General features: G+C 58.0%; 26 protein-coding genes. 24 read left to right on the top strand and 2 right to left on the bottom strand.

What is annotated here, in order from left to right; all coding sequences use genetic code 11:
- The first annotated feature begins 111 nt into the window (after positions 1-111).
- The 19 genes from rpoB to AARI_RS20370 all read left to right on the top strand — a co-directional run bounded on the left by rpoB (position 112) and on the right by AARI_RS20370 (position 22,757).
- Entirely contained in the window at positions 112-3,618 is a 3,507-nt protein-coding gene (gene rpoB, locus AARI_RS12770; protein WP_013349696.1) for a DNA-directed RNA polymerase subunit beta, read from the top strand.
- Positions 3,619-3,716: 98 nt separating this feature from the next.
- The gene (locus AARI_RS12765; RefSeq protein WP_013349695.1) at positions 3,717-7,607 is read left to right on the top strand and encodes a DNA-directed RNA polymerase subunit beta'; all 3,891 of its coding nucleotides are present in this window, start codon (positions 3,717-3,719) and stop codon (positions 7,605-7,607) included.
- A 601-nt stretch (positions 7,608-8,208) separates the two neighbouring features.
- The gene (gene rpsL, locus AARI_RS12760; RefSeq protein WP_013349694.1) at positions 8,209-8,583 is read left to right on the top strand and encodes a 30S ribosomal protein S12; all 375 of its coding nucleotides are present in this window, start codon (positions 8,209-8,211) and stop codon (positions 8,581-8,583) included.
- On the top strand, positions 8,583-9,053 hold the full coding sequence (gene rpsG / locus AARI_RS12755; protein ID WP_013349693.1) for a 30S ribosomal protein S7: 471 nt from the start codon (positions 8,583-8,585) through the stop codon (positions 9,051-9,053). Before rpsL ends, rpsG begins: the two co-directional genes overlap by 1 nt.
- Positions 9,054-9,122: 69 nt before the next feature.
- Positions 9,123-11,237, top strand: a complete 2,115-nt coding sequence (gene fusA / locus AARI_RS12750) for an elongation factor G (RefSeq protein ID WP_013349692.1) — start codon at positions 9,123-9,125, stop codon at positions 11,235-11,237.
- Between the two features lie 242 nt (positions 11,238-11,479).
- A complete protein-coding gene (gene tuf, locus AARI_RS12745; RefSeq protein WP_013349691.1) occupies positions 11,480-12,670 on the top strand; it encodes an elongation factor Tu in 1,191 nt (396 codons plus the stop codon).
- Between the two features lie 153 nt (positions 12,671-12,823).
- On the top strand, positions 12,824-16,600 hold the full coding sequence (locus AARI_RS12740) for a hypothetical protein (protein ID WP_157867149.1): 3,777 nt from the start codon (positions 12,824-12,826) through the stop codon (positions 16,598-16,600).
- Positions 16,601-17,006: 406 nt separating this feature from the next.
- Complete coding sequence (gene rpsJ, locus AARI_RS12735; RefSeq protein WP_013349689.1) at positions 17,007-17,315, top strand: 30S ribosomal protein S10; 309 nt, start codon at positions 17,007-17,009, stop codon at positions 17,313-17,315.
- Between the two features lie 20 nt (positions 17,316-17,335).
- Entirely contained in the window at positions 17,336-17,986 is a 651-nt protein-coding gene (rplC, locus tag AARI_RS12730; RefSeq protein WP_013349688.1) for a 50S ribosomal protein L3, read from the top strand.
- 4 nt (positions 17,987-17,990) lie between these two features.
- A complete protein-coding gene (gene rplD, locus AARI_RS12725) occupies positions 17,991-18,593 on the top strand; it encodes a 50S ribosomal protein L4 (RefSeq protein WP_013349687.1) in 603 nt (200 codons plus the stop codon).
- Complete coding sequence (rplW, locus tag AARI_RS12720) at positions 18,590-18,892, top strand: 50S ribosomal protein L23 (protein ID WP_013349686.1); 303 nt, start codon at positions 18,590-18,592, stop codon at positions 18,890-18,892. The genes rplD and rplW overlap by 4 nt, the downstream gene beginning before the upstream one ends.
- Before the next feature lie 31 nt (positions 18,893-18,923).
- Complete coding sequence (gene rplB, locus AARI_RS12715) at positions 18,924-19,763, top strand: 50S ribosomal protein L2 (protein ID WP_013349685.1); 840 nt, start codon at positions 18,924-18,926, stop codon at positions 19,761-19,763.
- Between the two features lie 12 nt (positions 19,764-19,775).
- Positions 19,776-20,057: a 30S ribosomal protein S19 gene (rpsS, locus tag AARI_RS12710; RefSeq protein ID WP_013349684.1), complete on the top strand. Its 282-nt coding sequence runs from the start codon at positions 19,776-19,778 to the stop codon at positions 20,055-20,057.
- 59 nt (positions 20,058-20,116) lie between these two features.
- On the top strand, positions 20,117-20,482 hold the full coding sequence (gene rplV / locus AARI_RS12705) for a 50S ribosomal protein L22 (RefSeq protein WP_013349683.1): 366 nt from the start codon (positions 20,117-20,119) through the stop codon (positions 20,480-20,482).
- Positions 20,483-21,265 carry a 30S ribosomal protein S3 gene (gene rpsC / locus AARI_RS12700; RefSeq protein ID WP_013349682.1) on the top strand — a complete coding sequence of 261 codons (783 nt, stop codon included), beginning with the start codon at positions 20,483-20,485 and terminating at the stop codon, positions 21,263-21,265.
- Positions 21,266-21,682, top strand: a complete 417-nt coding sequence (rplP, locus tag AARI_RS12695; protein ID WP_013349681.1) for a 50S ribosomal protein L16 — start codon at positions 21,266-21,268, stop codon at positions 21,680-21,682.
- A gap of 2 nt (positions 21,683-21,684) precedes the next feature.
- Entirely contained in the window at positions 21,685-21,948 is a 264-nt protein-coding gene (gene rpmC, locus AARI_RS12690) for a 50S ribosomal protein L29 (protein WP_013349680.1), read from the top strand.
- Positions 21,948-22,235: a 30S ribosomal protein S17 gene (gene rpsQ, locus AARI_RS12685; protein ID WP_013349679.1), complete on the top strand. Its 288-nt coding sequence runs from the start codon at positions 21,948-21,950 to the stop codon at positions 22,233-22,235. Before rpmC ends, rpsQ begins: the two co-directional genes overlap by 1 nt.
- Before the next feature lie 339 nt (positions 22,236-22,574).
- Positions 22,575-22,757 carry a hypothetical protein gene (locus tag AARI_RS20370; RefSeq protein WP_319022629.1) on the top strand — a complete coding sequence of 61 codons (183 nt, stop codon included), beginning with the start codon at positions 22,575-22,577 and terminating at the stop codon, positions 22,755-22,757.
- Here AARI_RS20370 and AARI_RS12675 read toward each other — a convergent pair.
- On the bottom strand, positions 22,754-23,542 hold the full coding sequence (locus AARI_RS12675; protein WP_013349678.1) for a helix-turn-helix domain-containing protein: 789 nt from the start codon (positions 23,540-23,542) through the stop codon (positions 22,754-22,756). The two genes, AARI_RS20370 and AARI_RS12675, sit on opposite strands and share 4 nt — an antisense overlap.
- Before the next feature lie 70 nt (positions 23,543-23,612).
- Here AARI_RS12675 and AARI_RS12670 point away from each other — a divergent pair, with 70 nt between their 5' ends.
- Both AARI_RS12670 and AARI_RS12665 read left to right on the top strand, forming a co-directional pair.
- Entirely contained in the window at positions 23,613-24,116 is a 504-nt protein-coding gene (locus AARI_RS12670) for a VOC family protein (RefSeq protein WP_013349677.1), read from the top strand.
- Between the two features lie 85 nt (positions 24,117-24,201).
- Positions 24,202-25,161, top strand: coding sequence for an endonuclease/exonuclease/phosphatase family protein (locus tag AARI_RS12665; protein ID WP_013349676.1), 960 nt, complete (start codon positions 24,202-24,204; stop codon positions 25,159-25,161).
- Positions 25,162-25,214: 53 nt separating this feature from the next.
- On the opposite strand, the gene AARI_RS19720 is transcribed toward AARI_RS12665, so the two are convergent.
- Positions 25,215-25,376 carry a hypothetical protein gene (locus AARI_RS19720; RefSeq protein ID WP_013349675.1) on the bottom strand — a complete coding sequence of 54 codons (162 nt, stop codon included), beginning with the start codon at positions 25,374-25,376 and terminating at the stop codon, positions 25,215-25,217.
- Positions 25,377-25,661: 285 nt separating this feature from the next.
- Here AARI_RS19720 and rplN point away from each other — a divergent pair, with 285 nt between their 5' ends.
- Genes rplN through rplE form a run of 3 tightly spaced genes read left to right on the top strand, consistent with a single transcriptional unit; the run spans position 25,662 to position 26,949 of the window.
- Positions 25,662-26,033 carry a 50S ribosomal protein L14 gene (rplN, locus tag AARI_RS12660; protein ID WP_013349674.1) on the top strand — a complete coding sequence of 124 codons (372 nt, stop codon included), beginning with the start codon at positions 25,662-25,664 and terminating at the stop codon, positions 26,031-26,033.
- A gap of 2 nt (positions 26,034-26,035) precedes the next feature.
- Positions 26,036-26,380, top strand: a complete 345-nt coding sequence (rplX, locus tag AARI_RS12655; RefSeq protein ID WP_013349673.1) for a 50S ribosomal protein L24 — start codon at positions 26,036-26,038, stop codon at positions 26,378-26,380.
- A complete protein-coding gene (rplE, locus tag AARI_RS12650; RefSeq protein WP_013349672.1) occupies positions 26,380-26,949 on the top strand; it encodes a 50S ribosomal protein L5 in 570 nt (189 codons plus the stop codon). The genes rplX and rplE overlap by 1 nt, the downstream gene beginning before the upstream one ends.
- The last annotated feature ends 31 nt before the right edge of the window (positions 26,950-26,980 follow it).

Raw genomic sequence — 26,980 nt, 5'->3', positions numbered from 1 at the left:
GCCTTCATATAGCGGTGGGTTCGTGCGGACGAAAAAAGAGGAACTGTCCTATGGCAGGAACCTTAGCACGGTAAGCGTTCGGAAACCTGACGGTCTTTGGAAGGATCCATCTTGGTCGCCTCGAGCAACCCTAACAACCAAACCGCTAGTTCGGCCCGCGATGCTGCATACGCTGGCCGACTTTCTTTTGCAAAGATTCACGAGCCCCTTGAAGTGCCTAACCTGCTGGCATTGCAGACCGAGAGCTTTGACCGCCTCGTCGGCAACCAGAACTGGGTAGAGCGCCTGGCCAAGGCAGAAGCCGCTGGCGACTTCAGCGTGCCTAACACCTCGGGCCTGGCAGAAATCTTCGAGGAAATCTCCCCTATCGAGGACTTCCAGGACACCATGTCCTTGAGCTTCTCGGAGCCGGAGTTCGCTGATCCGAAGTACTCGATTGCAGAGTGCAAGGACCGCGACGCCACTTACGCGGCACCGCTGTATGTCAAGGCTGAATTCATGAACAATGAAACCGGCGAAATCAAGCAGCAGACCGTGTTCATGGGCGATTTCCCGCTGATGAGCGAGAAGGGCACCTTCATCATCAACGGCACCGAGCGTGTCGTTGTTTCCCAGCTGGTTCGCTCCCCAGGTGCGTACTTCGAGTCCGCACCGGACAAGACCAGTGACAAGACGATCTACTCGGCACGCATCATCCCATCGCGTGGTGCATGGTTCGAGCTGGAAATCGACAAGCGCGACCAGATTGGCGTACGCCTTGACCGCAAGCGCAAGCAGTCGGTAACCGTTTTGCTCAAGGCCCTTGGCTGGTCCGAAGAGCAGATCCTGTCTGAGTTCGGCCAGTACGATTCGATGCGCGCTACCTTGGAAAAGGACAGCATCAAGGATCAGAACGAAGCCTTGCTGGACATCTACCGCAAGCTGCGTCCAGGCGAGCCTCCAACGGTTGAAGCCGCACAGGCACTGCTGAAGAACATGTACTTCGAGCCTAAGCGCTATGATCTGGCCAAGGTTGGCCGTTACAAGATCAATCGCAAGCTGGGCGTGGAGACTCCGGTCAACGCTGAGAACGCTTCGGTTCTCTCGCTTGATGACCTCGTTGCCATGATCCGCTACCTCGTTGCGCTGCACGCCGGGGAGAAGAGCGTCAAGGGCACCCGCAAGGGCGAGATCGTCGATGTTCCTGTGAACGTCGATGACATCGACCACTTCGGCAACCGCCGCATCCGCGCAGTTGGCGAACTGATCGAGAACCAGGTCCGCACCGGCCTGTCCCGCATGGAGCGTGTTGTGCGCGAGCGCATGACCACCCAGGACGTCGAGGCAATCACCCCGCAGACCCTGATCAACATCCGCCCTGTCGTAGCTGCCATCAAGGAGTTCTTCGGAACCTCGCAGCTCTCGCAGTTCATGGACCAGAACAACCCACTGGCCGGCCTGACCCACAAGCGTCGCTTGTCGGCTCTGGGCCCAGGTGGTCTGTCCCGTGACCGCGCAGGCATGGAAGTTCGAGACGTTCACCCGTCGCACTACGGACGCATGTGCCCAATTGAAACTCCCGAAGGCCCGAACATTGGTCTGATCGGTTCGTTGGCAACCTACGGCCGCATCAACTCCTTCGGCTTCATCGAAACCCCGTACCGCCGCGTTGCCAATGGCGTCGTGTCCAACGAGGTCGACTACCTGACCGCCGATGACGAGCTGCAGCACTACATCGCACAGGCCAACGCGCCTTTGGATGAGAACGGCCGCTTCGTTGAAGAGACCGTGCTGGTTCGTGAAAAGGGCGGTGGCGGCGAGCCTGTTATCGTCGATTCCGCTGAAGTAACCTTCATGGACGTTTCGCCTCGCCAGATGGTTTCGGTTGCAACCGCACTGATTCCATTCCTCGAGCACGACGATGCCAACCGTGCACTGATGGGCGCCAACATGCAGCGCCAGGCTGTGCCGCTGCTGAAGTCCGAGCGTCCGCTGGTTGGTACCGGCATGGAGAAGTTCGCCGCGGTTGACGCCGGCGACTCCGTGGTGGCTTCCAAGCCAGGCGTAGTGACCGAGGTTTCTGCTGACCTGGTTGTTGTCATGAACGATGACGGCACCGAGTCGATGTACCCGATCATGAAGTTCGCACGCTCGAACCAGGGCAACGCCTACAACCAGCGCGTTCGCGTTTCCGAAGGCGACCGCCTGGAGTACCAGTCGATCATCGCTGACGGTCCGTCGACCGACTCCGGTGAGCTGTCCCTGGGCAAGAACCTGCTCGTGGCATTCATGTCGTGGGAAGGCTACAACTACGAGGATGCGATCATCCTCTCCCAGCGCATGATCTTCGATGACGTGCTCACCTCGATTCACATCGAAGAGCATGAAGTTGACGCTCGCGACACCAAGCTCGGTGCTGAGGAAATCACCCGCGACATCCCGAACGTCTCGGAAGATATCCTCTCCCAGCTTGATGACCGCGGCATCGTCTACATCGGTGCTGAAGTTGAAGCCGGCGACGTACTGGTAGGCCGTGTCACCCCTAAGGGCGAGACCGAGCTGACCCCGGAAGAGCGCTTGCTGCGTGCCATTTTCGGTGAGAAGTCCCGCGAAGTTCGCGATACTTCCCTGAAGGTTCCGCACGGCGAGTCCGGCACCGTCATTGGTGTTCGCATCTTCGACCGCGACAACGACGATGACCTGTCCCCAGGCGTGAACCAGCTGGTCCGCGTTTACGTGGCACAGAAGCGCAAGATCTCCATTGGTGACAAGCTTGCAGGCCGTCACGGTAACAAGGGTGTCATCTCGCGCATCATGCCGCTGGAAGACATGCCATTCCTGGAAGACGGCACTCCTTTGGATGTCATCTTGAACCCGCTGGGTGTTCCAGGCCGCATGAACGTCGGTCAGGTTATGGAAATCCACCTGGGTTGGGCTGCCAAGCAGGGTTGGACCATTGAAGGCGAGCCTGAATGGGTCCGCGATCTGCCGAACCTGCCACGCGAGTCCGGTTCCACCACTGTGGCCACCCCGGTCTTCGACGGTGCCTCGGAAGAGGAAATCCGCGGAATCCTGGATGCGACCAACAAGACCCGTGACGGTGTTCGCCTGATTGGCAACTCTGGCAAGGCGAAGTTGTTCGACGGCCGCTCCGGTGATCCACTGCCGGATCCAGTATCCGTGGGTTACATGTACATCTTGAAGCTGCACCACTTGGTGGACGACAAGATCCACGCCCGCTCCACCGGTCCATACTCCATGATCACGCAGCAGCCACTGGGTGGTAAGGCACAGTTCGGTGGCCAGCGCTTCGGCGAAATGGAAGTTTGGGCACTGGAAGCATACGGTGCCGCTTACACGCTGCAGGAAATCCTGACCATCAAGTCGGATGATATCCACGGCCGCGTGAAGGTCTACGAAGCTATCGTCAAGGGCGAGAACGTTCCAGAGCCAGGTGTTCCGGAATCGTTCAAGGTGCTCATCAAGGAAATGCAGTCGCTGTGCTTGAACGTTGAGGTACTTGGTACCGACGGCAACACTATCGAAATGCGTGAGTCGGACGAGGAATCGTTCCGCGCCGCTGAAGAGCTGGGCATCGACCTTTCCCGGTCGGAGCCGAACTCCGTAGAGGAAGTTTAATTTGACGCCCTGCCTGCGCTGAACGTGCAGGCAGCGGCCGAGAATTCAACCCTCATTCGTATCGACTTCAGACACCACAGAAGAGAGAAAAGGACCATATGTCCAGCGATTCCTCATTCGGCCTCATGCGAATCAACCTTGCCACCGCGGATGAAATCCGTGGATGGAGCTACGGCGAGGTCAAGAAGCCGGAAACCATTAACTACCGCACCCTGAAGCCGGAGAAGGACGGTCTTTTCTGCGAAAAGATCTTCGGCCCTTCCCGTGACTGGGAATGCTACTGCGGTAAGTACAAGCGCGTGCGCTTCAAGGGCATCATCTGCGAGCGTTGTGGCGTTGAGGTGACCCGTGCGAACGTTCGTCGTGAACGCATGGGCCACATCGAGCTTGCTGCTCCAGTGACCCACATCTGGTACTTCAAGGGCGTTCCATCGCGCTTGGGCTACCTGCTTGATCTGGCTCCGAAGGACCTCGAAAAGGTCATCTACTTCGCTGCCTACATGATCACTTCGGTCAACGAAGAGCGTCGCCACGCCGAAATGCCTAACCTGCAGGCCCAGCACGATCTGGAACTGCGCAACCTTGCGAACAACGCAGAAGCTGACAAGAAGGCTGTTGCAGCCGACTTGGAAGCCGAGCTGGAGCGCATGGAAGCTGACGGCGCCAAGAACGCGGAGCTGAACAAGGCCCGCACCCTGGCTGAGAAGACCGTGCTGCAGATCGACAAGCGCGCTAAGGCTGAAGCCGAGCGTCTGCGTGCAGTATGGGAACGCTTCAAGACCCTGAAGGTCGCTGACCTTGAAGGCGATGAAGGCCTGTACCGCACCATGCGTGAGAAGTACGGACTGTTCTTCGAAGGCTCCATGGGTGCAGAAGCCATCCAGAAGCGCCTAGAGAACTTCGACTTGGCCGGCGAAGCTGAAGAGCTGAAGACCATCATCGAAAACGGCAAGGGCCAGAAGAAGGCTCGTGCACTGAAGCGCCTGAAGGTTGTTAACGCCTTCTTGGTCAACGGCAACTCGCCTAAGGGCATGGTCCTTGACGCCGTTCCGGTGATCCCACCAGAACTGCGCCCAATGGTCCAGCTCGACGGTGGCCGTTTCGCTACCTCGGACCTCAACGACCTGTACCGTCGCGTGATCAACCGCAACAACCGCCTCAAGCGCCTGCTTGATCTCGGTGCGCCAGAGATCATCGTGAACAACGAAAAGCGCATGATGCAGGAAGCTGTTGACTCGCTGTTCGATAACGGTCGTCGTGGCCGTCCGGTCACCGGTCCGGGCAACCGTCCACTGAAGTCCCTGAGCGACATGCTCAAGGGCAAGCAGGGTCGTTTCCGCCAGAACCTGCTCGGCAAGCGCGTTGACTACTCGGGCCGTTCGGTCATCGTGGTTGGCCCGCAGCTGAAGCTGCACCAGTGTGGTCTGCCTAAGCAGATGGCTCTGGAACTGTTCAAGCCTTTCGTGATGAAGCGCCTGGTTGACCTCAACCATGCACAGAACATCAAGTCGGCTAAGCGCATGGTTGAGCGCTACCGTCCACAGGTTTGGGATGTTCTCGAAGAGATCATCACCGAGCACCCGGTACTGCTGAACCGTGCACCGACCCTGCACCGCTTGGGCATCCAGGCCTTCGAGCCACAGCTCATTGAAGGTAAGGCACTGCAGCTGCACCCACTGGTGTGTGGCGCGTTCAACGCTGACTTCGACGGTGACCAGATGGCAGTACACCTGCCGCTGAGCCCAGAAGCACAGGCTGAAGCACGCATCTTGATGCTGTCCTCGCACAATATCTTGAAGCCTTCCGATGGCCGCCCAGTGGCACAGCCTTCGCAGGATATGATCATCGGTCTGCACCACTTGACCACCAAGCGTGCCAACGAAGTTGGCGCCGGTCGCGTGTTCGCAACCGTTTCCGAGGCCATCATGGCCAAGGATCTGGGAGAGCTGCACCTGAATGCACCGATCAAGGTCCGCGTGGAGAACTTTGTTCCTTCGGCAGACCAGCCGGCCCCTGAGGGCTGGGAGCCAGGTACCCCGGCATTGCTGGATACCTCGCTTGGCCAGGTGCTGTTCAATGACACCCTGCCTGCGGACTACCCTTGGGTAGCCACCGTAGCTGGCAAGGATGCACTCTCGGAGATCGTCAACGATCTGGCAGAGCGCTACCCGAAGATTATTGCCGCAGCCACCCTGGATAACCTGAAGGACGCCGGTTTCTACTGGTCGACCCGCTCAGGTGTCACCGTGGCGATCTCGGACATCACCTCGAACATGGACAAGGCAGCCATCTTGGCTCCTTACGAGGAGAAGGCCGCCAAGGTCCAGGCTTCCTACGACAAGGGTCTGATTGCAGATACCGAACGTCGCCAGGACCTGATCGACATCTGGACCAAGGCTACCGATGAGGTTGCCGAGGCCATGAAGAACGGCATGGAAGAGCTGAACACCATTAACCGTATGGTGACTTCCAAGGCTCGTGGTAACTACCTGCAATTGCGTCAGATTGCCGGTATCCGTGGCCTGGTGTCCAACCCTAAGGGTGAAATTATTCCTCGCCCGATCAAGTCTTCCTACCGTGAAGGCCTGTCGGTTCTGGAGTACTTCATCGCAACCCACGGTGCGCGTAAGGGCCTGGCCGATACCGCACTGAAGACCGCAAACTCCGGTTACCTGACCCGTCGTCTGGTAGACGTTTCGCAGGACGTTATCGTCCGCGAAGAGGACTGCGGTACCAAGCGCGGCTTGACCGTTGCCATTGCAGATAACACTGCAGGCATCCGCATCAAGCACGAAACCGTGGAGAACTCGGCTTACACCCGTACGCTGGCTACCGACGTGAAGAACGCCGAAGGCACCGTACTGGCTACCGCCGGTTCGGATGTGGGCGATGCGCTGATCGACGAACTGTACGCTGCAGGCGTGGATGAAATCCGCGTTCGCTCCGTACTGACCTGTGATTCGGCTGTTGGAACCTGTGCACTGTGCTACGGCCGTTCGCTGGCATCGGGCAAGACCGTGGACATCGGCGAGGCTGTTGGCATTATCGCCGCACAGTCCATCGGTGAGCCTGGTACCCAGCTGACCATGCGTACCTTCCACACCGGTGGTGTAGCGTCGGCTGACGATATCACCCAGGGTCTGCCTCGTATCCAGGAATTGTTCGAAGCCCGTACCCCTAAGGGTGTGGCTCCGATGTCTGAGGTTACCGGTCGCGTGTCGATCGAAGACGACGAAAAGCAGCTGCGTGTTGTAGTTACTCCAGACAACGGCGACGAGAAGCAGGCCTACCCGGTTCTGCGTCGTGCTCGCCTGTTGGTTGAAGAGGGCGAAAGCATCGTAGCAGGTACCCAGCTGACCAGCGGTACCCTGGATCCGAAGCAGGTTCTTCGAGTCCTGGGCCCACGTGAAGCGCAGAAGTTCCTGGTCCGCGAAGTCCAGGATGTGTACCAGTCCCAGGGTGTAGGCATCCACGATAAGCACGTGGAAGTCATCGTCCGCCAGATGCTGCGTCGCGTCACCGTGATCGAGTCCGGCGAGACCGACTTGCTGCCAGGCGAGTTGGCCGATCGTTCGCGCTTCACCGCTGCGAACCGCAAGGCCGTTTCGGAAGGCAAGCGTCCAGCTGCCGGCCGTGACGAGATGATGGGTATTACCAAGGCATCGCTGGCCACCGATTCGTGGCTGTCGGCTGCTTCCTTCCAGGAAACCACTCGCGTCCTGACTCAGGCTGCGATGGAAGGCAAGGAAGATCCACTGCGCGGTCTGAAGGAAAACGTGATCATCGGTAAGCTGATCCCGGCCGGTACCGGTCTGGATCGCTACACCCAGGTCAACGTTGAGCCTACCGACGAAGCAAAGGCAACTTTGTTCACCGGTACCTCGGCCTTCTCCTCGGGTCTGTACGACGATGCATTGGAAGGCGGGCTGTCGCCTGAATTCCGTGCCATCTCGATGGACGACTACGACCACGGCTCGGACTTCCGCTAAACCGGAAGAGCTGACACCGTAAGGTAGTTTGATCTGATGCCTGTCTGCACATTGTGCGGGCAGGCATCAGTCATTTAAGCGCACTAGTTCTTGTGATCTGCAACCGGGGTACAAGTGCACTGCCGGGCGCAAGAATAGTAGTAGATGAATCATCTGGGAGAAAGCTCATCTAGTCATTTTCAAGAGGAAAATGGCCAGGGCCCATGGCCGGCAGAGGTGCGCTAGGCCGCGGGATTCAGGCGCTTTTCATCTACTGGACCTGCGGCGTTCAGCTAAGCCCGGTAGCGTGATCACTACCCAAGCCGTTCGAGGGCGCTGGGGGCCAAGGGCGGCCTGATCGGTGAGATAGCTTACTGTACATGGTGGCTCGGTGGATTAATGCTAGACTGAAATCAATTGTTTTATGTGTGGCAAAATGGACTCGGTCCGGGTTGCGGGTAGGTTGCGCAACGAATGCCACACTTTCGCACGCCTAGGGACATTTGCTTCCAAGTGGGCGGTAAAGCAAGCAGCTAGCTACACAGCGAAGCGCTAAAACTCTTCTAGGCTTAGGCGTTTTCGTCGTGTTGCCGAAGAACTTAGACAATGGAAGGACACGAAAGTGCCTACTATTCAGCAGCTGGTCCGTAAGGGCCGCTCGCCTAAGGTCGTCAAGACCAAGGCCCCTGCCCTTAAGGGCAACCCAATGCGCCGTGGCGTGTGCACCCGTGTGTACACCACCACCCCGAAGAAGCCAAACTCGGCTCTGCGTAAGGTCGCACGTGTGCGCCTTGCCGGTGGCGTCGAAGTTACCGCTTACATTCCAGGTGTCGGACACAACCTGCAGGAACACTCCATCGTGCTCGTTCGCGGTGGTCGTGTAAAGGACCTTCCAGGTGTTCGCTACAAGATTGTTCGCGGTGCTCTGGATACCCAGGGTGTTAAGGATCGTAAGCAGGCTCGTTCCCGCTACGGTGCAAAGAAGGATGGTAAGTAATGCCTCGTAAGGGTCCGGCGCCAAAGCGCCCACTAGTTTCTGATCCAGTCTTCGATTCCCCATTGGTCACCCAGCTGATCAACAAGGTACTCGTAGACGGCAAGAAGTCCACTGCAGAGCGCATTGTTTACGGTGCACTCGAAGGTGCCGCAGCAAAGTCCGGTGCCGACGCTGTTTCGACCCTCAAGAAGGCTATGGACAACATCCGTCCAGCCCTCGAGGTTCGTTCCCGCCGCGTTGGTGGCGCTACCTACCAGGTTCCTGTTGAGGTCAAGCCAGGCCGTGCAACCGCACTGGCTCTGCGCTGGCTGGTTGGCTACTCGAAGGCTCGCCGCGAGAAGACCATGATCGAACGTTTGATGAACGAGATCCTGGACGCATCGAACGGTCTGGGTGCCGCTGTGAAGCGTCGCGAAGACACTCACAAGATGGCCGAGTCCAACAAGGCCTTCGCACACTACCGCTGGTAAGAACCGCTCGGAAAAGCTGGGCATCAACCGATGCCCAGCAATTCCGGCCTCACCTTATAGGGAGACAACGTGGCACAGGACGTGCTTACTGACCTTAACAAGGTCCGCAATATCGGCATCATGGCTCACATCGATGCCGGTAAGACCACTACTACTGAGCGCATCCTTTTCTACACGGGTGTAAACCACAAGCTCGGTGAAACCCACGACGGTGCTTCGACCACCGACTGGATGGAACAGGAAAAAGAGCGCGGTATCACCATTACCTCCGCTGCTGTTACCTGCTTCTGGAACAAGAACCAGATCAACATCATCGACACCCCGGGCCACGTTGACTTCACCGTTGAGGTGGAGCGCTCGCTGCGCGTGCTCGATGGCGCCGTAGCCGTCTTCGATGGCAAGGAAGGCGTTGAGCCTCAGTCTGAGACCGTTTGGCGCCAGGCTGACAAGTACGACGTTCCTCGTATCTGCTTCGTCAACAAGATGGACAAGCTAGGCGCTGACTTCTACTTCACCGTAGATACCATCATCCAGCGCCTTGGTGCCAAGCCGCTGGTTATGCAGCTGCCAATCGGCTCCGAGTCCGAGTTCACCGGTGTCGTTGACCTGCTGTCCATGAAGGCATTCGTCTGGGAAGGCGACTCCAAGGGTGACGTCACCATGGGTGCTGCTTACGAAACCCGCGAAATCCCTGCCGACTTGGTTGAGCGTGCTGAAGAGTACCGCGCCAAGCTGGTTGAAGATGTCGCTGAGGCATCCGAAGAGCTCATGGAGAAGTACCTCGAAGGTGAAGAAATCTCCGTTGAGGAACTCAAGGCTGGCATCCGCAAGCTGACCGTGAACTCGGAAGCCTACCCAGTGTTCTGTGGTTCGGCCTTCAAGAACCGCGGCGTTCAGCCAATGCTGGATGCAGTCATCGACTACCTGCCAAACCCACTGGACGTTGGCGCCACCATCGGTCACGATCCGAAGGATGAAGAAGTTGAGCTGACCCGCGAGCCTTCGGAAGACGCACCGTTCTCGGCACTTGCGTTCAAGATCGCCGCTCACCCGTTCTTCGGTCAGTTGAACTTCATCCGCGTTTACTCCGGCAAGGCAGAGTCCGGCGCACAGCTGCTGAACTCCACCAAGAGCAAGAAGGAACGCGTAGGCAAGCTCTTCCAGATGCACTCCAACAAGGAGAATCCGGTAGACGAGATCCACGCAGGTCACATCTACGCTGTGATCGGCCTGAAGGCCACCACCACCGGTGACACCCTGTGCGATCCAGCCCACCCAATCGTTCTCGAGTCGATGAGCTTCCCGGATCCAGTGATCTCTGTGGCCATCGAACCAAAGACCAAGGGTGACCAGGAAAAGCTGTCGACCGCTATCCAGAAGCTGTCGGCAGAAGATCCAACCTTCACCGTGTCCCTGAACGAAGACACCGGCCAGACCGTCATTGGCGGTATGGGCGAGCTTCACCTGGACATCCTGGTTGACCGCATGAAGCGTGAATTCCGCGTGGAAGCAAACGTTGGTAAGCCACAGGTTGCATACCGCGAAACCATCAAGAAGGCTGTGGAGAAGGTTGACTTCACCCACAAGAAGCAGACCGGTGGTTCGGGTCAGTTCGCAAAGGTCCAGGTCTCGTTCGAGCCTCTGGAAGTTGTTGACGGCGTAACCTACGAGTTCAAGAACGCCGTGACCGGTGGTCGTGTTCCTCGTGAGTACATCCCTTCGGTTGACGCTGGTATCCAGGACGCGATGCAGTACGGTATCCTCGCAGGCTACCCACTGGTCGGTGTCAAGGCTACCCTCATCGATGGTGCTTACCACGATGTTGACTCCTCTGAAATGGCCTTCAAGATCGCTGGTTCGCAGGTATTCAAGGAAGGCGCACGCCGCGCTAACCCTGTTTTGCTTGAACCGCTGATGGCTGTTGAAGTTCGTACCCCGGAAGAGTACATGGGCGACGTTATCGGCGACCTGAACTCCCGTCGTGGTTCGATCAGCGAGATGTCCGACGCTGCTGGCGTCAAGGTCATCCGCGCTGGTGTGCCACTGTCGGAAATGTTCGGTTACATTGGTGACCTGCGTTCGAAGACCCAGGGTCGCGCAGTTTACTCGATGACCTTCGACAGCTACTCTGAGGTCCCGAAGGCAGTTGCCGACGAGATCATCCAGAAGTCCCGCGGCGAGTAATCGTCTCGGAATAAAAACCTGGCCGTGACCCCCATAGCGGGGAAGTGGCCGATCGCGGGCCGGTTGGGCTGAGAAGTCCAGCCGGCACCGCAAACGGCCAACGAGGGATTTGCATCACAATGCAGGGCCCGCAGAGGACCGGAATTTCCTAAATTATCCAAGCCCCCAGTAGACTATTTCTAGTTCGTTTGCGAACCGCGCAGACGAAGAATGTCTTCTGTAAATGTTTCTAGGAGGAACTTGTGGCAAAGGCAAAGTTCGAGCGCAACAAGCCGCACGTCAACATTGGTACCATCGGTCACGTTGACCACGGTAAGACCACTCTGACCGCGGCAATCTCCAAGGTTCTGGCTGACAAGTACCCAGACCTGAACGAACAGCGCGACTTCGCTAACATCGACTCGGCACCGGAAGAGCGCCAGCGCGGTATTACCATCAACATCTCGCACATCGAGTACCAGACCGAGAAGCGCCACTACGCACACGTAGACGCTCCAGGTCACGCTGACTATGTCAAGAACATGATCACCGGTGCTGCACAGATGGACGGCGCAATCTTGGTTGTTGCCGCTACCGATGGCCCAATGGCTCAGACCCGCGAGCACGTTCTGCTGGCCCGCCAGGTTGGTGTTCCAACCCTGATGGTTGCACTGAACAAGTCGGACATGGTTGATGACGAAGAGCTCCTCGAGCTCGTGGAGATGGAAGTTCGCGAACTTCTGTCCTCGCAGGGCTTCGACGGCGACGACGCTCCAGTGATCCGCGTTTCGGGCCTGAAGGCTCTGGAAGGCGATCCAAAGTGGGTTGCAGCTGTTGAGGAACTGATGGATGCAGCTGACAGCTTCATTCCAGATCCAGTTCGCGACCGCGACAAGCCATTCCTGATGCCAATTGAAGATGTCTTCACCATCACCGGCCGCGGTACCGTTGTTACCGGTCGCGCCGAGCGTGGCACCCTGGCTATCAACTCGGAAGTTGAGATTGTTGGCATCCGCCCAATCCAGAAGACTACCGTTACCGGTATCGAGATGTTCCACAAGCAGCTCGACGAAGCATGGGCAGGCGAGAACTGTGGTCTGCTGCTTCGCGGTCTGAAGCGCGACGACGTTGAGCGTGGCCAGGTTGTCGTAGCCCCAGGCTCGATCACCCCACACACCAACTTCGAAGCTAACGTCTACATCCTGTCGAAGGACGAAGGCGGACGTCACAACCCGTTCTACTCGAACTACCGTCCGCAGTTCTACTTCCGCACCACCGACGTAACCGGCGTTATCACCCTCCCAGAGGGCACCGAAATGGTTATGCCTGGCGACAACACCGAAATGTCGGTTGAGCTGATCCAGCCAATCGCCATGGAAGAGGGCCTCGGCTTCGCAATTCGCGAAGGCGGCCGCACCGTTGGTTCGGGCAAGGTAACCACCATCACCAAGTAGTCTCTACTTGATGTGGTAGTTCCTTAGTGAACTGAAAAGAATCCCCCAGCACTTCGGTGCTGGGGGATTCTTTCGTTAAAAAGGTGCGTCAGCTAGTGAATATATCAATAAGGTGGTCTAATTGGAGGGCGCACCAATTCAATAACCGGGGGAGTGAACGTCATGACCGGCTGGGTCATCATCACCATCATCTTGATTCTGCTGGCGTTCTCCTTTGGACGACGCCAAGGCAAACGCGCCGAATCCCGCAATGAGCGGCACCTCGATGCCCTGCAGCAAGCATGGCAAAAGGGCTACGACGATGCGCTGAACTACCTGGGCAAGAATGCCGCCGTAACCGGGCGCCCACCCGCCCGGGCACCTTCCGAACCCACCACCCCCGAGCCGGCAACTCCCGAAGCTAACTGGCATGCGGCTGCACCCAGTGGACCGAGCGCACCGGCCCCCAGCTATGGATCGGCGGTGCCGCACCAGCCTGCTCAACAACCGGCGCCGGCCCAGCCATATCTGCAGCCATCCGCTCCCAGCTCCGCCCCCTTGGCTCAGCCGATCGCCTCCCCTGTAGCCCTGGCGGCGCCAGCCAAGCCAATTAAGGTGCTGACAAAGCGCGAACGCGAACTGCGCAATATCAACATCACGTTGTACGTAGCAGCCCTGATGATTGTCGCCGCGGGAGCACTGTTCCTGAGCTTCGCCCTGCCACCGCTTTCCAAGCTCATCGCCTTCTTTTTGCTCACTGCCGCCTTCTACGGCGGGGGACTGCTCACCTACGCGCTCAAGCCATCCTTGCGTCCAGCCGGCGCGGCCTTTGCCGGAACCGGATTGGCGCTACTGCCGCTGTGCGCTATCGCTACCTACACCACCGCCGGTCTGTCCGGACCGGCTATCTGGCTGGCCTTCTCGGCTATCGGTACCGTGGCAGTGGGCTATGCAACATTGAGATTCAATTCCCGCGTCTTGGCCTGGGTTGCCGTGCTGATATTGGTCAGTACCGCAATGGCCAGCGCCGCGGCCATGCAGCGCGGCGTGCTGTACTACATGCTGATCCTGCTGGTCCTGTCGATTATCCTGATGATCCTGGCGGTACGCAGCCCAAGGGTGCGCCGGTCAATTTTCTTCCAGGCGCTGTTCGGTACAGCCCAGCTGCTGCCAGCCTTCGTCTTCGCCCTGACTCTGATCCTCTTCGAGCCGTTGACCAGCCGGGACATGTTCTGGATTTTCGCCCTGCTCACCGCCCAGCTGCTGCTGAGCGTCAGGTTGCTGGCCAACTTGCGGCTAGTGCGCTTTTACGCAGCACGGGCCAGCTTCATGCTGATGCTCGCCGCCGGGTGCCACTATCTGGACTTCTCCGGAACCGCCACCTGGGTGGTTATCGCCTTCGCCTTCGGCATCCAAGCGGTCGCGGTACTGCTCTATGCCAGCGGATACCGGCAAGCATTGGGTTTGCGGGCAGATGTGGTGCGGATAGAACGCGCTGTGCTGTGGGGCTTGGGCATCCTGGCGATGACTGCCGCTTTTGCCTTGGCGCCGACTAATGAAGAATCCATCCTCCGCTATGTCGTGCTACCACTGTTCATGGCGCTGAGCCTTCCAGGGCTGTTGCGCAGCATCAAGCTGGAAGCAGGAGTCTTGGCGGTACTGCCACTGCTGTCGCTGGTGAATTGGAAAGAGCATACCTGGAGTCCATTGCCTGCATTCGCTGTGGCATTACTCGGACTGTCCTTGGCTCACCACCGCGCGAAATCAGTGCATCGATTGGTCTTGGGCCATACCCGTTGGGTGCTGGGGCTGGTTGGTGCCGGGGTGCTGGGCGCCGCGATGAGCGAACTGACCGCGCCGTGGTACTCGGGTTCGATAGGCCCATCGATTGTGATTGCGGCGCTGCTCGTAAATCTGATCTGGTGGGCGGCCAGCCTGGCCCAGCGGTCTTTCCTGGCCCCGGGCACATATTTAGTTCACCGTATGGCGCGTGTAGGTGCTTCGGCACTGATCGCGGTGGTGCTGTCGCTGACTCTGCGCCTGCGATCAGCAGTCCCAAACGAGGTGTTGCCCAACTATGAACGCGTGCTGTTCCTGGGACAGAGCACGCTGATCTGGTTCATGATCTGCCTGCTGCTCAGCCTCGGCGTGGTTATTGCTTCTGGCTGGCGGCTCACCGGACTACCGGATCAAAACGCGCCGCTGCAAAATGTCGTTGATGCCTCGGCACTGGGCCTGATCGGCGCACTGTACGCGTTGAGCTTCGGCGAAGATTTCTGGGTGCTGGCCATCGTTGTCGGACTGATTTCCCTGGGCTACGTACTGTTCAACTTGCGCAGGAGCATGGACCAGCGTTGGAAGATCATTAATGCCGCTGCGGCCCAGGTACTCTTCAGCTCCATGGTCTGGTGGTTCGCCACCAGCCTTGAATTCGACATCCACGGACGGTTCAGCCTGCTGCTGGTATCGCTGGGAATCCCACAGCTTGTCCGCTTGGCCATCAGCATCCGCAGCGCCAAGGCTTTGCGCAAGGAATTGCGCTTCATAGCCATTGGGCTGCTTGGCGGCATTCCGCTAGCCACGCTGGCCTATGGGCAGATCATCGGCTTTGACCGCGGAACGGTGCTGCTGGCCACCTTGTTCTTCGGGCTGCTTGGACTGGCCGCGTTCAAGGCTGATTCCGCCTTGGATAAGATCAGCCGGCAGTTCTACCTGATAGCTCCAAGCCTCTCGCTGGTTTTGATCTCTTGCATCCCAGCTACGAGTCTCTGGGCTGAATCCGGATGGATTCGCTCATCGTGGTGGAGCGCCGAGGTGGCTTGCGCCATCTTCCTGGTCATGAGCCTGGTCGCGGTGATCAGCGAATGGCGTTTGCGTGGGAATCCCAAGTATTCGATAGCCGTGGGCACGGCGATCTTCCTGCCGGCTACTGTGGCCGCCATTTGGCAGGAAGGAACCTGGTGGGCAGTGGGCGCCTGGCTGCTGGCAACCGTTGCGTTGATCTTGATGGTGCATACCCGGCACAGCGCTTGGTACGCTGCGGCGGCCAGCCTGACTCTGGGTACGGCGATCATGCGCGCGGTGTTTGAGCTGCGCCAAGCTGGCGGTGCTTGGAGGCTTGAATCCATGGATGTCGTGTGGTCGCTGCTGGGCACGGGCATAGCCTTGTATCTGCTGTCGATCTTCCATGGGCGGATGAAGGATCCGGAACCGGAATATCCAGAATTTGGCTACCGCCATGATGAGGCACCCGGCGGAGCCTCGCGGATCTACTTCCTGGCGATGCTTCTGGCATTGCTGCTGGCCGGCGGTATTGCGCACGCAACGGGCGGTCAGAACTGGTTCATTATCGGCGGGGCCGTGGTGATCTTCGGTGTGGCCGTGCTGGTGCGCTACTTTGAATTGGGCCAGCGCCTGGTTGCCTATGCGGTTGACGGGTACATTGTCTTGGCCGCGTTGCTGGCATTGACCAGCTACGCGCAGATTCTGGGCACCCCGCAAGCCAGCAATATGGCAGCCTATGCCTGCATCGTCACGGTGCTGCTGGTTCTGTGGCGCAATATCAAAGCCGATGCGCGGTTGGAAAAGTATTACCTGCTGGCCGCTTCGGTGGCAGGCAGCCTCACCTTGCTCACCGCACTAGTCGAATCCAATTCTGTCGCCCAGATTATTGGCTTGGTCTTCTTCGGTGCCTTGGTGGCGTGGGGGTTGAAGCTGGGGGAGAGGCTGCTGATCTGGTGGGGTGCCATAGCTATCACGCTATCGATCCTCTGGTTCCTGCGTGATCTGGCTTTCCTCTGGCTGGTGATCATCGGCATGGGCTTGATTGCGGCGGCCGTGTTCAAGCTGGTGAAGGTGGACAAGCAGAATTCGCTACCTGAGCAGATCCGAGAACCGCAGGCACCGGTCGTGCCGCCGGCGCAGGGACCCGAAGGCGATGGCCCGCGCTAGTGTGTGAGGTCAAGATCACGGGCGCAGATAGGCATAAAAGATTTGCGCGATCGTTGCCGACCTGTCAGACTAGATAAGTTGCTTGAGTGCAACCCGGTCCCCATTTATGGGGTAACCGGATTTGGTTTGAACGACCGGGATCGACTCTCACGCAGGATAATGCCTGGGGTTCGGGATCGATACAACTGCTTCAAACTATAAGGCCCTTCGATAAAGTGAAAACTTTGTGGGAGTGTTGTGACTGAAAATTTCACGACACGCCCGAGCGCGGGGGTCGGAGCCTCCTGCGAGTGAGGAACCCGGATCTGATTCGGATTCAGTCGCAGAGCAAGGCGTGCCGGTCTGCAAAGACCCGTATATAGGCACAGAAATTTTAGATAGTGCTAACAGAAAGAGGCATGACGCCATGGCGGGACAGAAAATCCGCATCCGGCTGAAGTCGTATGACCACGAGGTCATTGACGTTTCGGCCCGGAAGATCGTTGAGACGGTCACGCGCGCAGGCGCAACCGTAGTCGGCCCAGTGCCGCTGCCAACGGAGAAGAACGTGTACTGCGTTATCCGTTCGCCACACAAGTACAAGGACAGCCGTGAGCACTTCGAAATGCGCACGCACAAGCGTCTGATCGACATCGTTGATCCGACCCCGAAGGCTGTTGATTCGCTGATGCGTCTCGACCTGCCAGCGGATGTCAACATCGAAATCAAGCTTTAAGGGGAGGTGGCGAGAAAACTATGACCGCAACCCGTAATTTCAAGGGCCTGTTGGGCACGAAGCTCGGCATGACCCAGGTTTGGGATTCGAACAACAACCTGATTCCTGTCACCGTCGTGCAGGCTGATAGCAACGTTGTCACCAAGCTCATCAACGAAGAGCGCGATGGCTACACCGCAGTTCAGATCGGCTACGGCCAGATCGATCCTCGCAAGGTCACCAAGCCACTGGCTGGTCACTTCGAGGCTGCAGGCGTCACCCCACGTCGCCACTTGGTAGAACTGCGCACCGCAGACGCTGCTGAGTACACCGCAGGCCAGGAACTTTCCGTAGAGGTCTTCGAAGCCGGCCAGAAGGTCGACGTCGTTGGCACCTCCAAGGGTAAGGGCTTCGCCGGCGTTATGAAGCGTCACAACTTCCACGGTGTTGGCGCATCGCACGGTGCTCACAAGAACCACCGTAAGCCAGGTTCCATCGGCGGCGCATCGACCCCAGGTCGCGTTTTCCGTGGACAGAAGATGGCTGGTCGCATGGGTGCTGAGCGTGTTACCACTCAGAACCTGACCATTCACGCTATCGACGCTGAGAAGAACCTCCTGCTGATCAAGGGTGCCGTTCCAGGCGCCCGCGGCCGCGTCGTTCTCGTACGCAACGCCGTGAAGGGAGCATAAGTAAATGACTAAGGCACTTAACGTCGAACTGCCTGCAGAGATCTTCGACGTACAGACCAACGTCCCGCTGCTGCACCAGGTTGTCGTTGCACAGCTTGCTGCTGCCCGCCAGGGTACCCACAAGACCAAGGACCGCTCGGAAGTTTCCGGTGCAGGTCGCAAGCCGTTCAAGCAGAAGGGTACCGGCCGCGCCCGTCAGGGTTCGATCCGTGCTCCACACATGACCGGCGGTGGCATTGTCCACGGTCCAACCCCACGTGATTACTCGCAGCGTACCCCGAAGAAGATGAAGGCTGCTGCACTGCGCGGCGCCCTGTCTGATCGCGCACGCTTCGATCGCGTTCACGTGATTGAGAACTTGGTTGCTGGCGACAAGCCTTCGACCAAGGATGCTCTGGCTACCTTGCGCTCGGTTACCGAACGCAAGAACCTGCTTGTCGTCATCGATCGCGCCAACGATGTTGCAGCCCTTTCGGTTCGCAACCTCGTCAATGTGCACGTTCTGTACGTCGACCAGCTGAACACCTACGATGTTCTGGTTTCGGATGACGTAGTCTTCACCAAGGCTGCCTTCGATGCCCTGGTCCAGAAGGAGGAAGCCAAGTGAGCGCGTTCTCAAAGGCTCCACACGACGTGGTCATCGCACCTGTCGTTTCGGAAAAGAGCTACGGTCTGATCGACCAAGGTCAGTACACCTTCGAGGTGGCACCAAGCTCCAATAAGTCGGAAATCAAGTACGCCGTTGAAGCTATCTTCAACGTCAAGGTTGACTCCGTAAACACCATCAACCGAGCTGGTAAGCGCAAGCGCACCCGCTTCGGGTGGGGATCGCGCAAGAGCACCAAGCGCGCCATCATCACCTTGAAGGACGGCTCGATTGACATCTTCGGCGGTCCGCTTTCCTAAGCGGAGACCACTTTAACGAGGAATATTAATAATGGGAATTCGTAAGTACAAGCCGACTACCCCGGGCCTTCGCGGCTCGTCGGTAGCCGACTTCGCAGAAATCACCCGATCGACTCCGGAAAAGTCGTTGGTTCGTCCCCTGACCAAGTCAGGCGGCCGTAACAACACCGGTAAGATCACCACCCGTCACAAGGGTGGCGGACACAAGCGCGCTTACCGTGTTATCGACTTCCGTCGTCACGATAAGGACGGCGTTCCGGCAAAGGTCGCTCACATTGAGTACGACCCGAACCGTACCGCTCGTATCGCTCTGCTCCACTACGTGGACGGCACCAAGCGCTACATCATCGCACCGAACAACCTCAAGCAGGGTGACCAGGTTGAGGCCGGCGCAAACGCTGACATCAAGCCAGGTAACAACCTGCCACTGCGTAACATCCCGGTTGGTTCCGTGATTCACGCTGTGGAGCTCCGCCCAGGCGGCGGCGCTAAGATGGCTCGTTCCGCAGGTGCTTCGATCCAGCTGGTAGCCCGTGAGGGCCGCTTCGCTCAGCTGCGTTTGCCTTCGGGCGAAATCCGCAACGTTGATGTGCGCTGCCGCGCAACCATCGGCGAAGTTGGCAACGCTGAGCAGATCAACATCAACTGGGGCAAGGCCGGCCGTATGCGCTGGAAGGGCGTACGCCCAACCGTTCGTGGCGTTGTCATGAACCCAGTTGACCACCCACATGGTGGCGGTGAGGGCAAGACCTCCGGTGGTCGTCACCCGGTCAACCCGAACGGTAAGCGTGAGGGACGCACCCGTCGTCCAAATAAGGAAAGCGACAAGCTCATTGTGCGTCGTCGCAAGACCGGCAAGAACAAGCGATAGGAGCCTGGAAACATGCCACGCAGCCTGAAGAAAGGCCCCTTCGTCGATCAGCACCTGTTCCTAAAGGTCGTTGCTGAAAACGATAAGGGCACCAAGAACGTCATCAAGACGTGGTCCCGCCGTTCGATGATCATCCCGGACATGCTGGGACACACCATCGCCGTACATGACGGTCGCAAGCACATCCCTGTGTTCGTAACCGAATCCATGGTTGGTCACAAGCTCGGAGAGTTTGCTCCAACCCGTACGTTCCGTGGCCACGTGAAGGACGACAAGAAGGGCAAGCGCCGCTAGGCCCCGCAAGGGTACTAGTATCGCTTAGCACTTCTTCGATAGACGAGAGAAGGATAGCAATGGAAGCCAAGGCAATTGCGCGTCACATCCGCGTAACGCCTATGAAGGCCCGGCGCGTCGTCAACCTTGTTCGTGGTCTGCAGACCAACGAAGCACTGGCCATCTTGAAGTTTGCCCCACAGGCAGCTTCGGAGCCGGTATACAAGGTTGTCGCATCGGCAGTGGCTAACGCCCGTGCCGCCGCGGACCGCGCAGGTGAAGCATTCAATGAGGACGAGCTGTTTATCAGCGAAGCGTTTGTTGACGAAGGTCCGACCATGAAGCGGTTCCAGCCGCGTGCACAGGGTCGCGCATTCCAGATCAAGAAGCGCACCAGCCACGTGACTGTGGTTGTTTCAACCACGCAGAAGGGTGGGGAGAACTAAATGGGACAGAAGATTAACCCGAACGGTTTCCGTCTCGGCATCACCACCGATCACGTATCCCACTGGTTCGCTGATTCCAGCAAGCCAGGCCAGCGTTACGCTGACTACGTGAAGGAAGATGTCCAGATCCGCGCCCTGCTGTCTAACGGCATGGATCGCGCTGGCATCGCTCGCGTAGAGATCGAACGTACCCGTGACCGCGTACGTGTGGATATCCACACTGCACGTCCAGGTATCGTAATCGGTCGTCGCGGCGCAGAAGCTGACCGTATTCGTGGCGAGCTGGAAAAGCTCACCAAGAAGCAGGTTCAGCTGAACATCCTCGAGGTCAAGAACCCTGACATGGAGGCCATGCTGGTCGCCCAGGGCATCGCCGAGCAGCTTGCTTCCCGCGTGGCTTTCCGCCGTGCGATGAAGAAGGCAATGCAGTCGGCAATGCGCGCTGGTGCCAAGGGCATCCGCGTTCAGTGCTCCGGTCGACTTGGCGGCGCAGAAATGTCCCGCAAGGAGTTCTACCGCGAAGGCCGTGTGCCACTGCACACCCTGCGCGCGAACATCGACTTCGGCAAGTTCGAAGCCAAGACCACCTTCGGCCGTATCGGCGTGAAGGTCTGGATCTACAAGGGTGACGTAACCGCCAAGGAACTGGCTGCACAGCAGGCTGCTGCTCCAGCTCGTGGCGGCCGCGGTGGCGGCAACGACCGTCCACGTGGCGGCGAACGCCGTCGTCGTAACGATCGCAAGGGCGCTGCAGCTCCGGCTGCGGAAGGAGGACAGGCTTAAATGCTTATCCCACGTCGTGTGAAGTTCCGCAAGCAGCACCACCCAAAGCGTTCGGGTGCTGCTAAGGGCGGTACCACCGTTTCGTTCGGTGAGTACGGCATTCAGGCGTTGACCCCGGCTTACGTGACTAACCGTCAGATCGAAGCCGCTCGTATCGCCATGACCCGTTACATCAAGCGTGGCGGTAAGGTCTGGATCAACATCTACCCAGACCGTCCGCTTACCAAGAAGCCTGCCGAAACCCGTATGGGTTCCGGTAAGGGTTCGCCGGAGTGGTGGGTCGCCAACGTCAAGCCAGGACGAGTCATGTTTGAACTCGGTGGCGTCAGTGAAAAGGTAGCTAAAGAGGCATTGCGACTTGCAATCCACAAGCTGCCAATGAAGGCACGCATCGTGCGTCGTGAAGGTGGTGAATAGGGATGTCTATCGGCTCGAAAGACCTTAGCATTGAGTCCCTGGACGGCTTCGATACCGCTCGTTTGAACGAGGAATTGAAGAAGGCCAAGGCAGAACTGTTCAACCTGCGTTTCCAGTCGGCCACCGGCCAGTTGGATGCACACGGTAACCTGAAGTCCATCAAGCGCGACATCGCACGCATTTACACTGTGCTGCGCGAGCGCGAGCTGGGCATTCGACAGGATGTCGTTGTTCCGGTTGAAGAAACCAAGAAGGATTCCAAGTAATGAGCGAGAAGGAGAACGGTGTGGATAACGCTACCGAGCGTAACGACCGCAAGACCCTCCGTGGTTACGTGGTATCTGACAAGATGCAGAAGACCATCGTCGTTGACGTTGAGGACCGTGTAAAGCACGCCCTCTACGGCAAGGTCATGCGTCGCAACAAGAACGTGAAGGCTCACGACGAGAACAACGAAGCCGGCATCGGCGACTTGGTTGTCATCGCTGAGACCCGCCCGCTGTCCGCTGACAAGCGCTGGCGTCTCGTTGAGATCGTAGAGAAGGCTAAGTAAGCTTCCCCGCAATTTCACGGATCTCGTGATTGAAGAATGCCCCGAACACTTCGCAAGAAGAATTCGGGGCATTTCTGCATTCAAAACCAGTGGCGCAAGTGCAGCACTGGAGCTAGGAACAGATCAAGAAGCTGCGCGCCCCGCAAGGCTGGTCAGCTCGCCGGCGTTCAGCCATGTAGCCGATCGTCCCGTCCGGTGCCACCACCATCTATCTCGGCGGGCAGAACGCCGTAGATGAAGCCGGGCAGCTGAGCGGTCGCGAAGACGCTGCAGTGCAAGCAGCCAAAGCCCTGGGCAATGCCAAGCTGGCCTAGGCTGCCGCAGGAGCAGGTTTTGAAGATGTTGTGCAGTGGAACGTTGTTGCTGGTGGACGGCACCGATATCAAAAGCGTCTATGGGGTTATTGGACCGCAGCTGGCTTCTGATTCCCCGCCGCTGGTGACCGCTGCCTTCATCGCGCAGTTGGCGGTGCCTGGCGCGTTGATTGAAATCAGTGCCGTGGGCGCAAGGCTGGCAGATTAGCCGCTGCCCTTGCGATAAGCGCTGGGGGAGTACCCGAGAACTTTTTGGAAGTCGGCGGCAAGATGGGCTTGATCCGTATAGCCCAGTGTCGCCGCGATGCCAGCGATAGACGCTGCTGGATCTTCACGCAGCCAATAAGCGGCTTCCTGCAATCGGTAGCGGCGAATGAGCGCCAGCGGACTCATGCCCAAATGCCTTTCTGAAATGCGTTGTACGCTGCGTGTGCTCAGCGTTAAGCGCTGAGCTAGCTGGGAAACTTTCACGATCCCGCGGTCTGTTGCCACAGCGTCGAGCAGCTCATTGGCTTGATGGCCGGCGCTAGTGGCCGATGGAAGAGTAGCGCTGATCCACGAGCTGAAAACCTTGACACAGGCCGTTCCCGGGCTCTGGTGGTTGGACTCTGTCTTGATCTTGCTTATTGCGGACAACAGCTGCGGGGCATCGAACCGCACTTCTTGATCCAGCAACTGCGATGGGTCAACACTCAATCCCTGCGCGGCTGCTGGCAGCAGCAATGCAGCGACGGCCCAGCTGGTCCCCGATAGGTCGCGGTGCGAAGCTCCGCTGGCAGGCCCGGAAAGCGTGACGCCCTCGGGCTGAACCACCAAATTCATTTGGGGAAATGGCAGGAGGTCTTGCCGTGAGGTGCGCCCGGGCAAGATATCCCAATCCACAAGCCAAAACCAAGAGACCAATTCTTTGACGTGCGTGCCCGGGAAATGGCGCTCGATTGACGGCAGTCGGGCCGGGTAGAGAATGCCGTGGGGATCAGGCGCTGAATCCATGACCTACCGCCAATAATAGTTGTCGCATATTTACAAGAGCCATCCTGCCATATGGACATAGCCTAGGGACATGGAAAAACGAGATGAATTGACCGGCGGCGTAACCGGAAAGCACACTACCGCCGGTGTCCCTCATGGATTCACCAGCCTGACACCGTTCCTCGCTGTGCCCAATGCCCGTGCTGCCTTGGAATTCTACGAGGAAGTGTTCGGTGCAAAGGTGCTTGACTCCACTGAAATGGGTGGACTGGTGGTGCACGCCGAAGTTGATTTCGGCAGTGGCCGGTTACAGATCGGGGAACCTTCCCCAGCCTATGGGCTGGTCGGACCGCCAGATGCGCCGAACGCCTGCTACTCCTTGGGGTACTACTGCGAGAACGCCGATACGGTTGTAGCCAAGGCTGAAGCTGCCGGTGCTAGCATTCGTGAACCATTGGGGAACTTCGTCTCAGGGGACCGGTTTGCCTCGATCGTGGATCCTTTTGGAGTCCGCTGGTCCATCATGAGCCGGATCGAAGACCTGTCTACCGAAGAAAGCTCCCGACGGGTGGCCCTGTGGGCTTCACAGCAGTAGCGGACTAGGAGGTGGCACGGCAGCGGGAACCGGAGCGGACGAGGGTATAAAGAGATTCTTCAACTACTTCGAATAAGATCGGGGGATGAAGATAACAACCCGAAAGCTCAGTCTGGGATGGATTTCGGGTAGCGTCCTCTTTGCTTGCCTAGCCATCGGGACACTTCCGTATCTCGATTTTCTCGGCGCTGGCTGGATTCCCAAGTTGCAGGCATTCCAGCCAATGCTCTTGGCTTTCCCCGTGCTGGCGCTGATTATTGGAGTGCTTCGCCGACGGTGGATCGCCTGCGGTTTCGTGGTGGTGTTTCTACTCTGCGGACTATTACCGAACCTGCACTTGGCCACTACTGCCATCCAGAAGGACAGCGCCGACTTTGATCTGTCGGTCTTAGCATTCAATGCCTTGAAAGCAGGCTCGGACCCGGAACAGCTCGCAGAATTGATCAGTGTTGCGGATCCGCAGATCCTGGTTCTCGTTGAAACCAGCGAACCTTTGCATCAGCAGCTGGCCACGCGGGGTGCCTTCGATCACCTCGGCTATCGGAGCCTGGAAGCGCCCGCCGGGGGAGAGCGAGACACCGTGATCTTCTCGAAGTACCCACTGCACGAACGCACTACCGAGCTTGATACGAAGACGACCGGTTGGTATTCCTTGCCTGTCGTTGATGTGAAGTCGCCGGGCGGCATTTTCACGGTTGCCGGGATCCATATCTATCCGCCCGTTGGCGATGCGCAACGTTGGAGGAATGGACTTCAGGCGGTCGATGGCTGGACAGGTGGGCAACGTGATCATCCACTAGTACTTGCCGGAGACTTCAATTCGGTTAGAGCTCATCCGGGGTTCCGTGCGCTGACGAACGACGGCTTTTCCGAGGCGGATGGAATCTGGCCTGCATCAACATGGCCGGCTGATCGAAAATTCAATGCAATGATCGGCCTTGACCACATCATGTCCAGGGGAGCATCCGTGACAGAGTTCTCCGTTCACGCTGTTGATGGGTCAGATCATTTGGCAGTGAGCGCTACGGTTGAATTCGATCATTGAGCGGTCCTGCCTGCCGGTGCCTAGGCTCATGGTTGAACGAGAATATTTTTCACTCATTGCGAATCGGACTCCGGATTTTCGTCGTAACGCTGGCTGGAGCCGGGAAACTCCCGTTCATGCCGTTTGAACTGACCGGCTGTCAGGGCAGTGAGCAGCACCAAAACCCCGTATTTTCGGGATTCTTCGGTCGTTGGGATGTGACGAAGGACGCTCACTTTTCTCCTACCACACCATTTCGGATTCGCGCCACTCTAGGCTAGACTTAAGAATCTGTGCGCATCATGCCCGGGGACTATCCACCTTCGACATAATGCAGTGCGGTCCAAATCCGATTTGGCCGCGCAAGTACAGCCTCGATATTTTACGCCTCGGCCCTGCCGGCATTTGGGATCAGCATTCGGTGCGCCCGCGCCAGTGGGGGTAAGCGATACGTATCGTGGAGACCATATCCGTTCCGCAAGGCTCATTTATGAGAACCAGCGAGACGACAGGAGTAAGAAGTGATTCAGCAGGAGTCGCGACTTAAGGTTGCCGATAACACCGGTGCTAAGGAAATCCTTACCATTCGTGTTCTCGGTGGCTCGAAGCGTCGCTACGCAAGCATTGGCGACACCATTGTCGCTACCGTCAAGGATGCAATTCCTGGCGGCAACGTGAAGAAGGGCGACGTCGTAAAGGCAGTCGTCGTTCGCACCAAGAAGGAAATCCGTCGTGCAGACGGTTCCTACATCAAGTTCGATGAGAACGCTGCAGTTATCCTCAAGGGTGACGCTGCGGATCCTCGTGGTACTCGTATTTTCGGCCCAGTGGGCCGCGAGCTTCGTGACAAGAAGTTCATGAAGATCGTTTCGCTGGCTCCGGAGGTGCTGTAACCATGGGCGCAAAGATCAAGAAGGGTGACCTGGTTCAGGTCATCGCTGGCAAGGAACGTGGCTTGCAGGGCAAGGTCCTGAAGGTCATTACCGAGTCCAACCGCGTGCTCGTTGAAGGCGTTAACCGCGTCACCAAGCACACCAAGGCAGGTCAGACCGAATCCGGTTCGACCACCGGCGGCATCGAGGTTGTCGAGGCTCCAGTGCACGTTTCCAACGTTGCAGTGGTTGACCCAGAGACCAAGAAGCCAACCCGCGTCGGCTTCCGCGAGGAAACCGTAGAAAAGAACGGCGTGTCCAAGACTGTACGCGTTCGTTACGCCAAGGCTTCCGGAAAGGATCTGTAATGACTGAAGCAGCCACCAAGATCCAGCCACGTCTGAAGGCTAAGTACGCAGCTGACATCCGCCCTGCTTTGCAGGAGCAGTTCAACTACGCCAACCCAATGCAGGTACCATCCCTGACCAAGGTTGTCGTGAACATGGGTGTTGGCGAAGCAGCCAAGGACTCGAAGCTCATTGAAGGCGCCGTACGCGATCTGACCGCAATTACCGGTCAGAAGCCAGTGGTCACCAAGGCTCGCAAGTCGATCGCACAGTTCAAGCTGCGCGAAGGCATGCCAATTGGTACCCACACCACCTTGCGTAACGATCGCATGTGGGAATTCGTTGACCGCCTGATCACCCTGGCACTGCCTCGTATCCGCGACTTCCGCGGCTTGAGCGATCGCCAGTTCGATGGCAATGGCAACTACACTTTCGGTCTGACCGAACAGTCGATGTTCCATGAAATCGATGTGGACAAGGTTGACCGCGTACGTGGTATGGACATCACTGTCGTAACCACTGCCAAGACTGATGACGAAGGCCGTGCCTTGCTTAAGGCTCTGGGCTTCCCATTCAAGACCACCAACTAATCTCACTACGTTACAGGTCCGCTAAGGAAAC

Source organism: Glutamicibacter arilaitensis Re117 (genome assembly GCF_000197735.1).
GTDB lineage: Bacteria > Actinomycetota > Actinomycetes > Actinomycetales > Micrococcaceae > Glutamicibacter > Glutamicibacter arilaitensis.
This window is presented reverse-complemented; position numbering and strand designations above follow the sequence as displayed.

Excerpts from the sequence above, each read along its gene's own strand:
- rpsJ (WP_013349689.1), top strand. The coding sequence starts at position 17,007 with ATGGCGGGACAGAAAATCCGCATCCGGCTGAAGTCGTATGACCACGAG.
- rplX (WP_013349673.1), top strand. The coding sequence starts at position 26,036 with ATGGGCGCAAAGATCAAGAAGGGTGACCTGGTTCAGGTCATCGCTGGC.
- AARI_RS12670 (WP_013349677.1), top strand. The coding sequence starts at position 23,613 with ATGGAAAAACGAGATGAATTGACCGGCGGCGTAACCGGAAAGCACACT.
- rplC (WP_013349688.1), top strand. The coding sequence starts at position 17,336 with ATGACCGCAACCCGTAATTTCAAGGGCCTGTTGGGCACGAAGCTCGGC.
- rplD (WP_013349687.1), top strand. The coding sequence starts at position 17,991 with ATGACTAAGGCACTTAACGTCGAACTGCCTGCAGAGATCTTCGACGTA.
- rplP (WP_013349681.1), top strand. The coding sequence starts at position 21,266 with ATGCTTATCCCACGTCGTGTGAAGTTCCGCAAGCAGCACCACCCAAAG.
- rplB (WP_013349685.1), top strand. The coding sequence starts at position 18,924 with ATGGGAATTCGTAAGTACAAGCCGACTACCCCGGGCCTTCGCGGCTCG.
- AARI_RS12675 (WP_013349678.1), bottom strand. The coding sequence starts at position 23,542 with ATGGATTCAGCGCCTGATCCCCACGGCATTCTCTACCCGGCCCGACTG.
- AARI_RS20370 (WP_319022629.1), top strand. The coding sequence starts at position 22,575 with ATGTTGTGCAGTGGAACGTTGTTGCTGGTGGACGGCACCGATATCAAA.
- rpsS (WP_013349684.1), top strand. The coding sequence starts at position 19,776 with ATGCCACGCAGCCTGAAGAAAGGCCCCTTCGTCGATCAGCACCTGTTC.
- AARI_RS12665 (WP_013349676.1), top strand. The coding sequence starts at position 24,202 with ATGAAGATAACAACCCGAAAGCTCAGTCTGGGATGGATTTCGGGTAGC.
- rpsQ (WP_013349679.1), top strand. The coding sequence starts at position 21,948 with ATGAGCGAGAAGGAGAACGGTGTGGATAACGCTACCGAGCGTAACGAC.
- rplE (WP_013349672.1), top strand. The coding sequence starts at position 26,380 with ATGACTGAAGCAGCCACCAAGATCCAGCCACGTCTGAAGGCTAAGTAC.
- rpmC (WP_013349680.1), top strand. The coding sequence starts at position 21,685 with ATGTCTATCGGCTCGAAAGACCTTAGCATTGAGTCCCTGGACGGCTTC.
- AARI_RS12765 (WP_013349695.1), top strand. The coding sequence starts at position 3,717 with ATGTCCAGCGATTCCTCATTCGGCCTCATGCGAATCAACCTTGCCACC.
- rplV (WP_013349683.1), top strand. The coding sequence starts at position 20,117 with ATGGAAGCCAAGGCAATTGCGCGTCACATCCGCGTAACGCCTATGAAG.
- rpsC (WP_013349682.1), top strand. The coding sequence starts at position 20,483 with ATGGGACAGAAGATTAACCCGAACGGTTTCCGTCTCGGCATCACCACC.
- rpsG (WP_013349693.1), top strand. The coding sequence starts at position 8,583 with ATGCCTCGTAAGGGTCCGGCGCCAAAGCGCCCACTAGTTTCTGATCCA.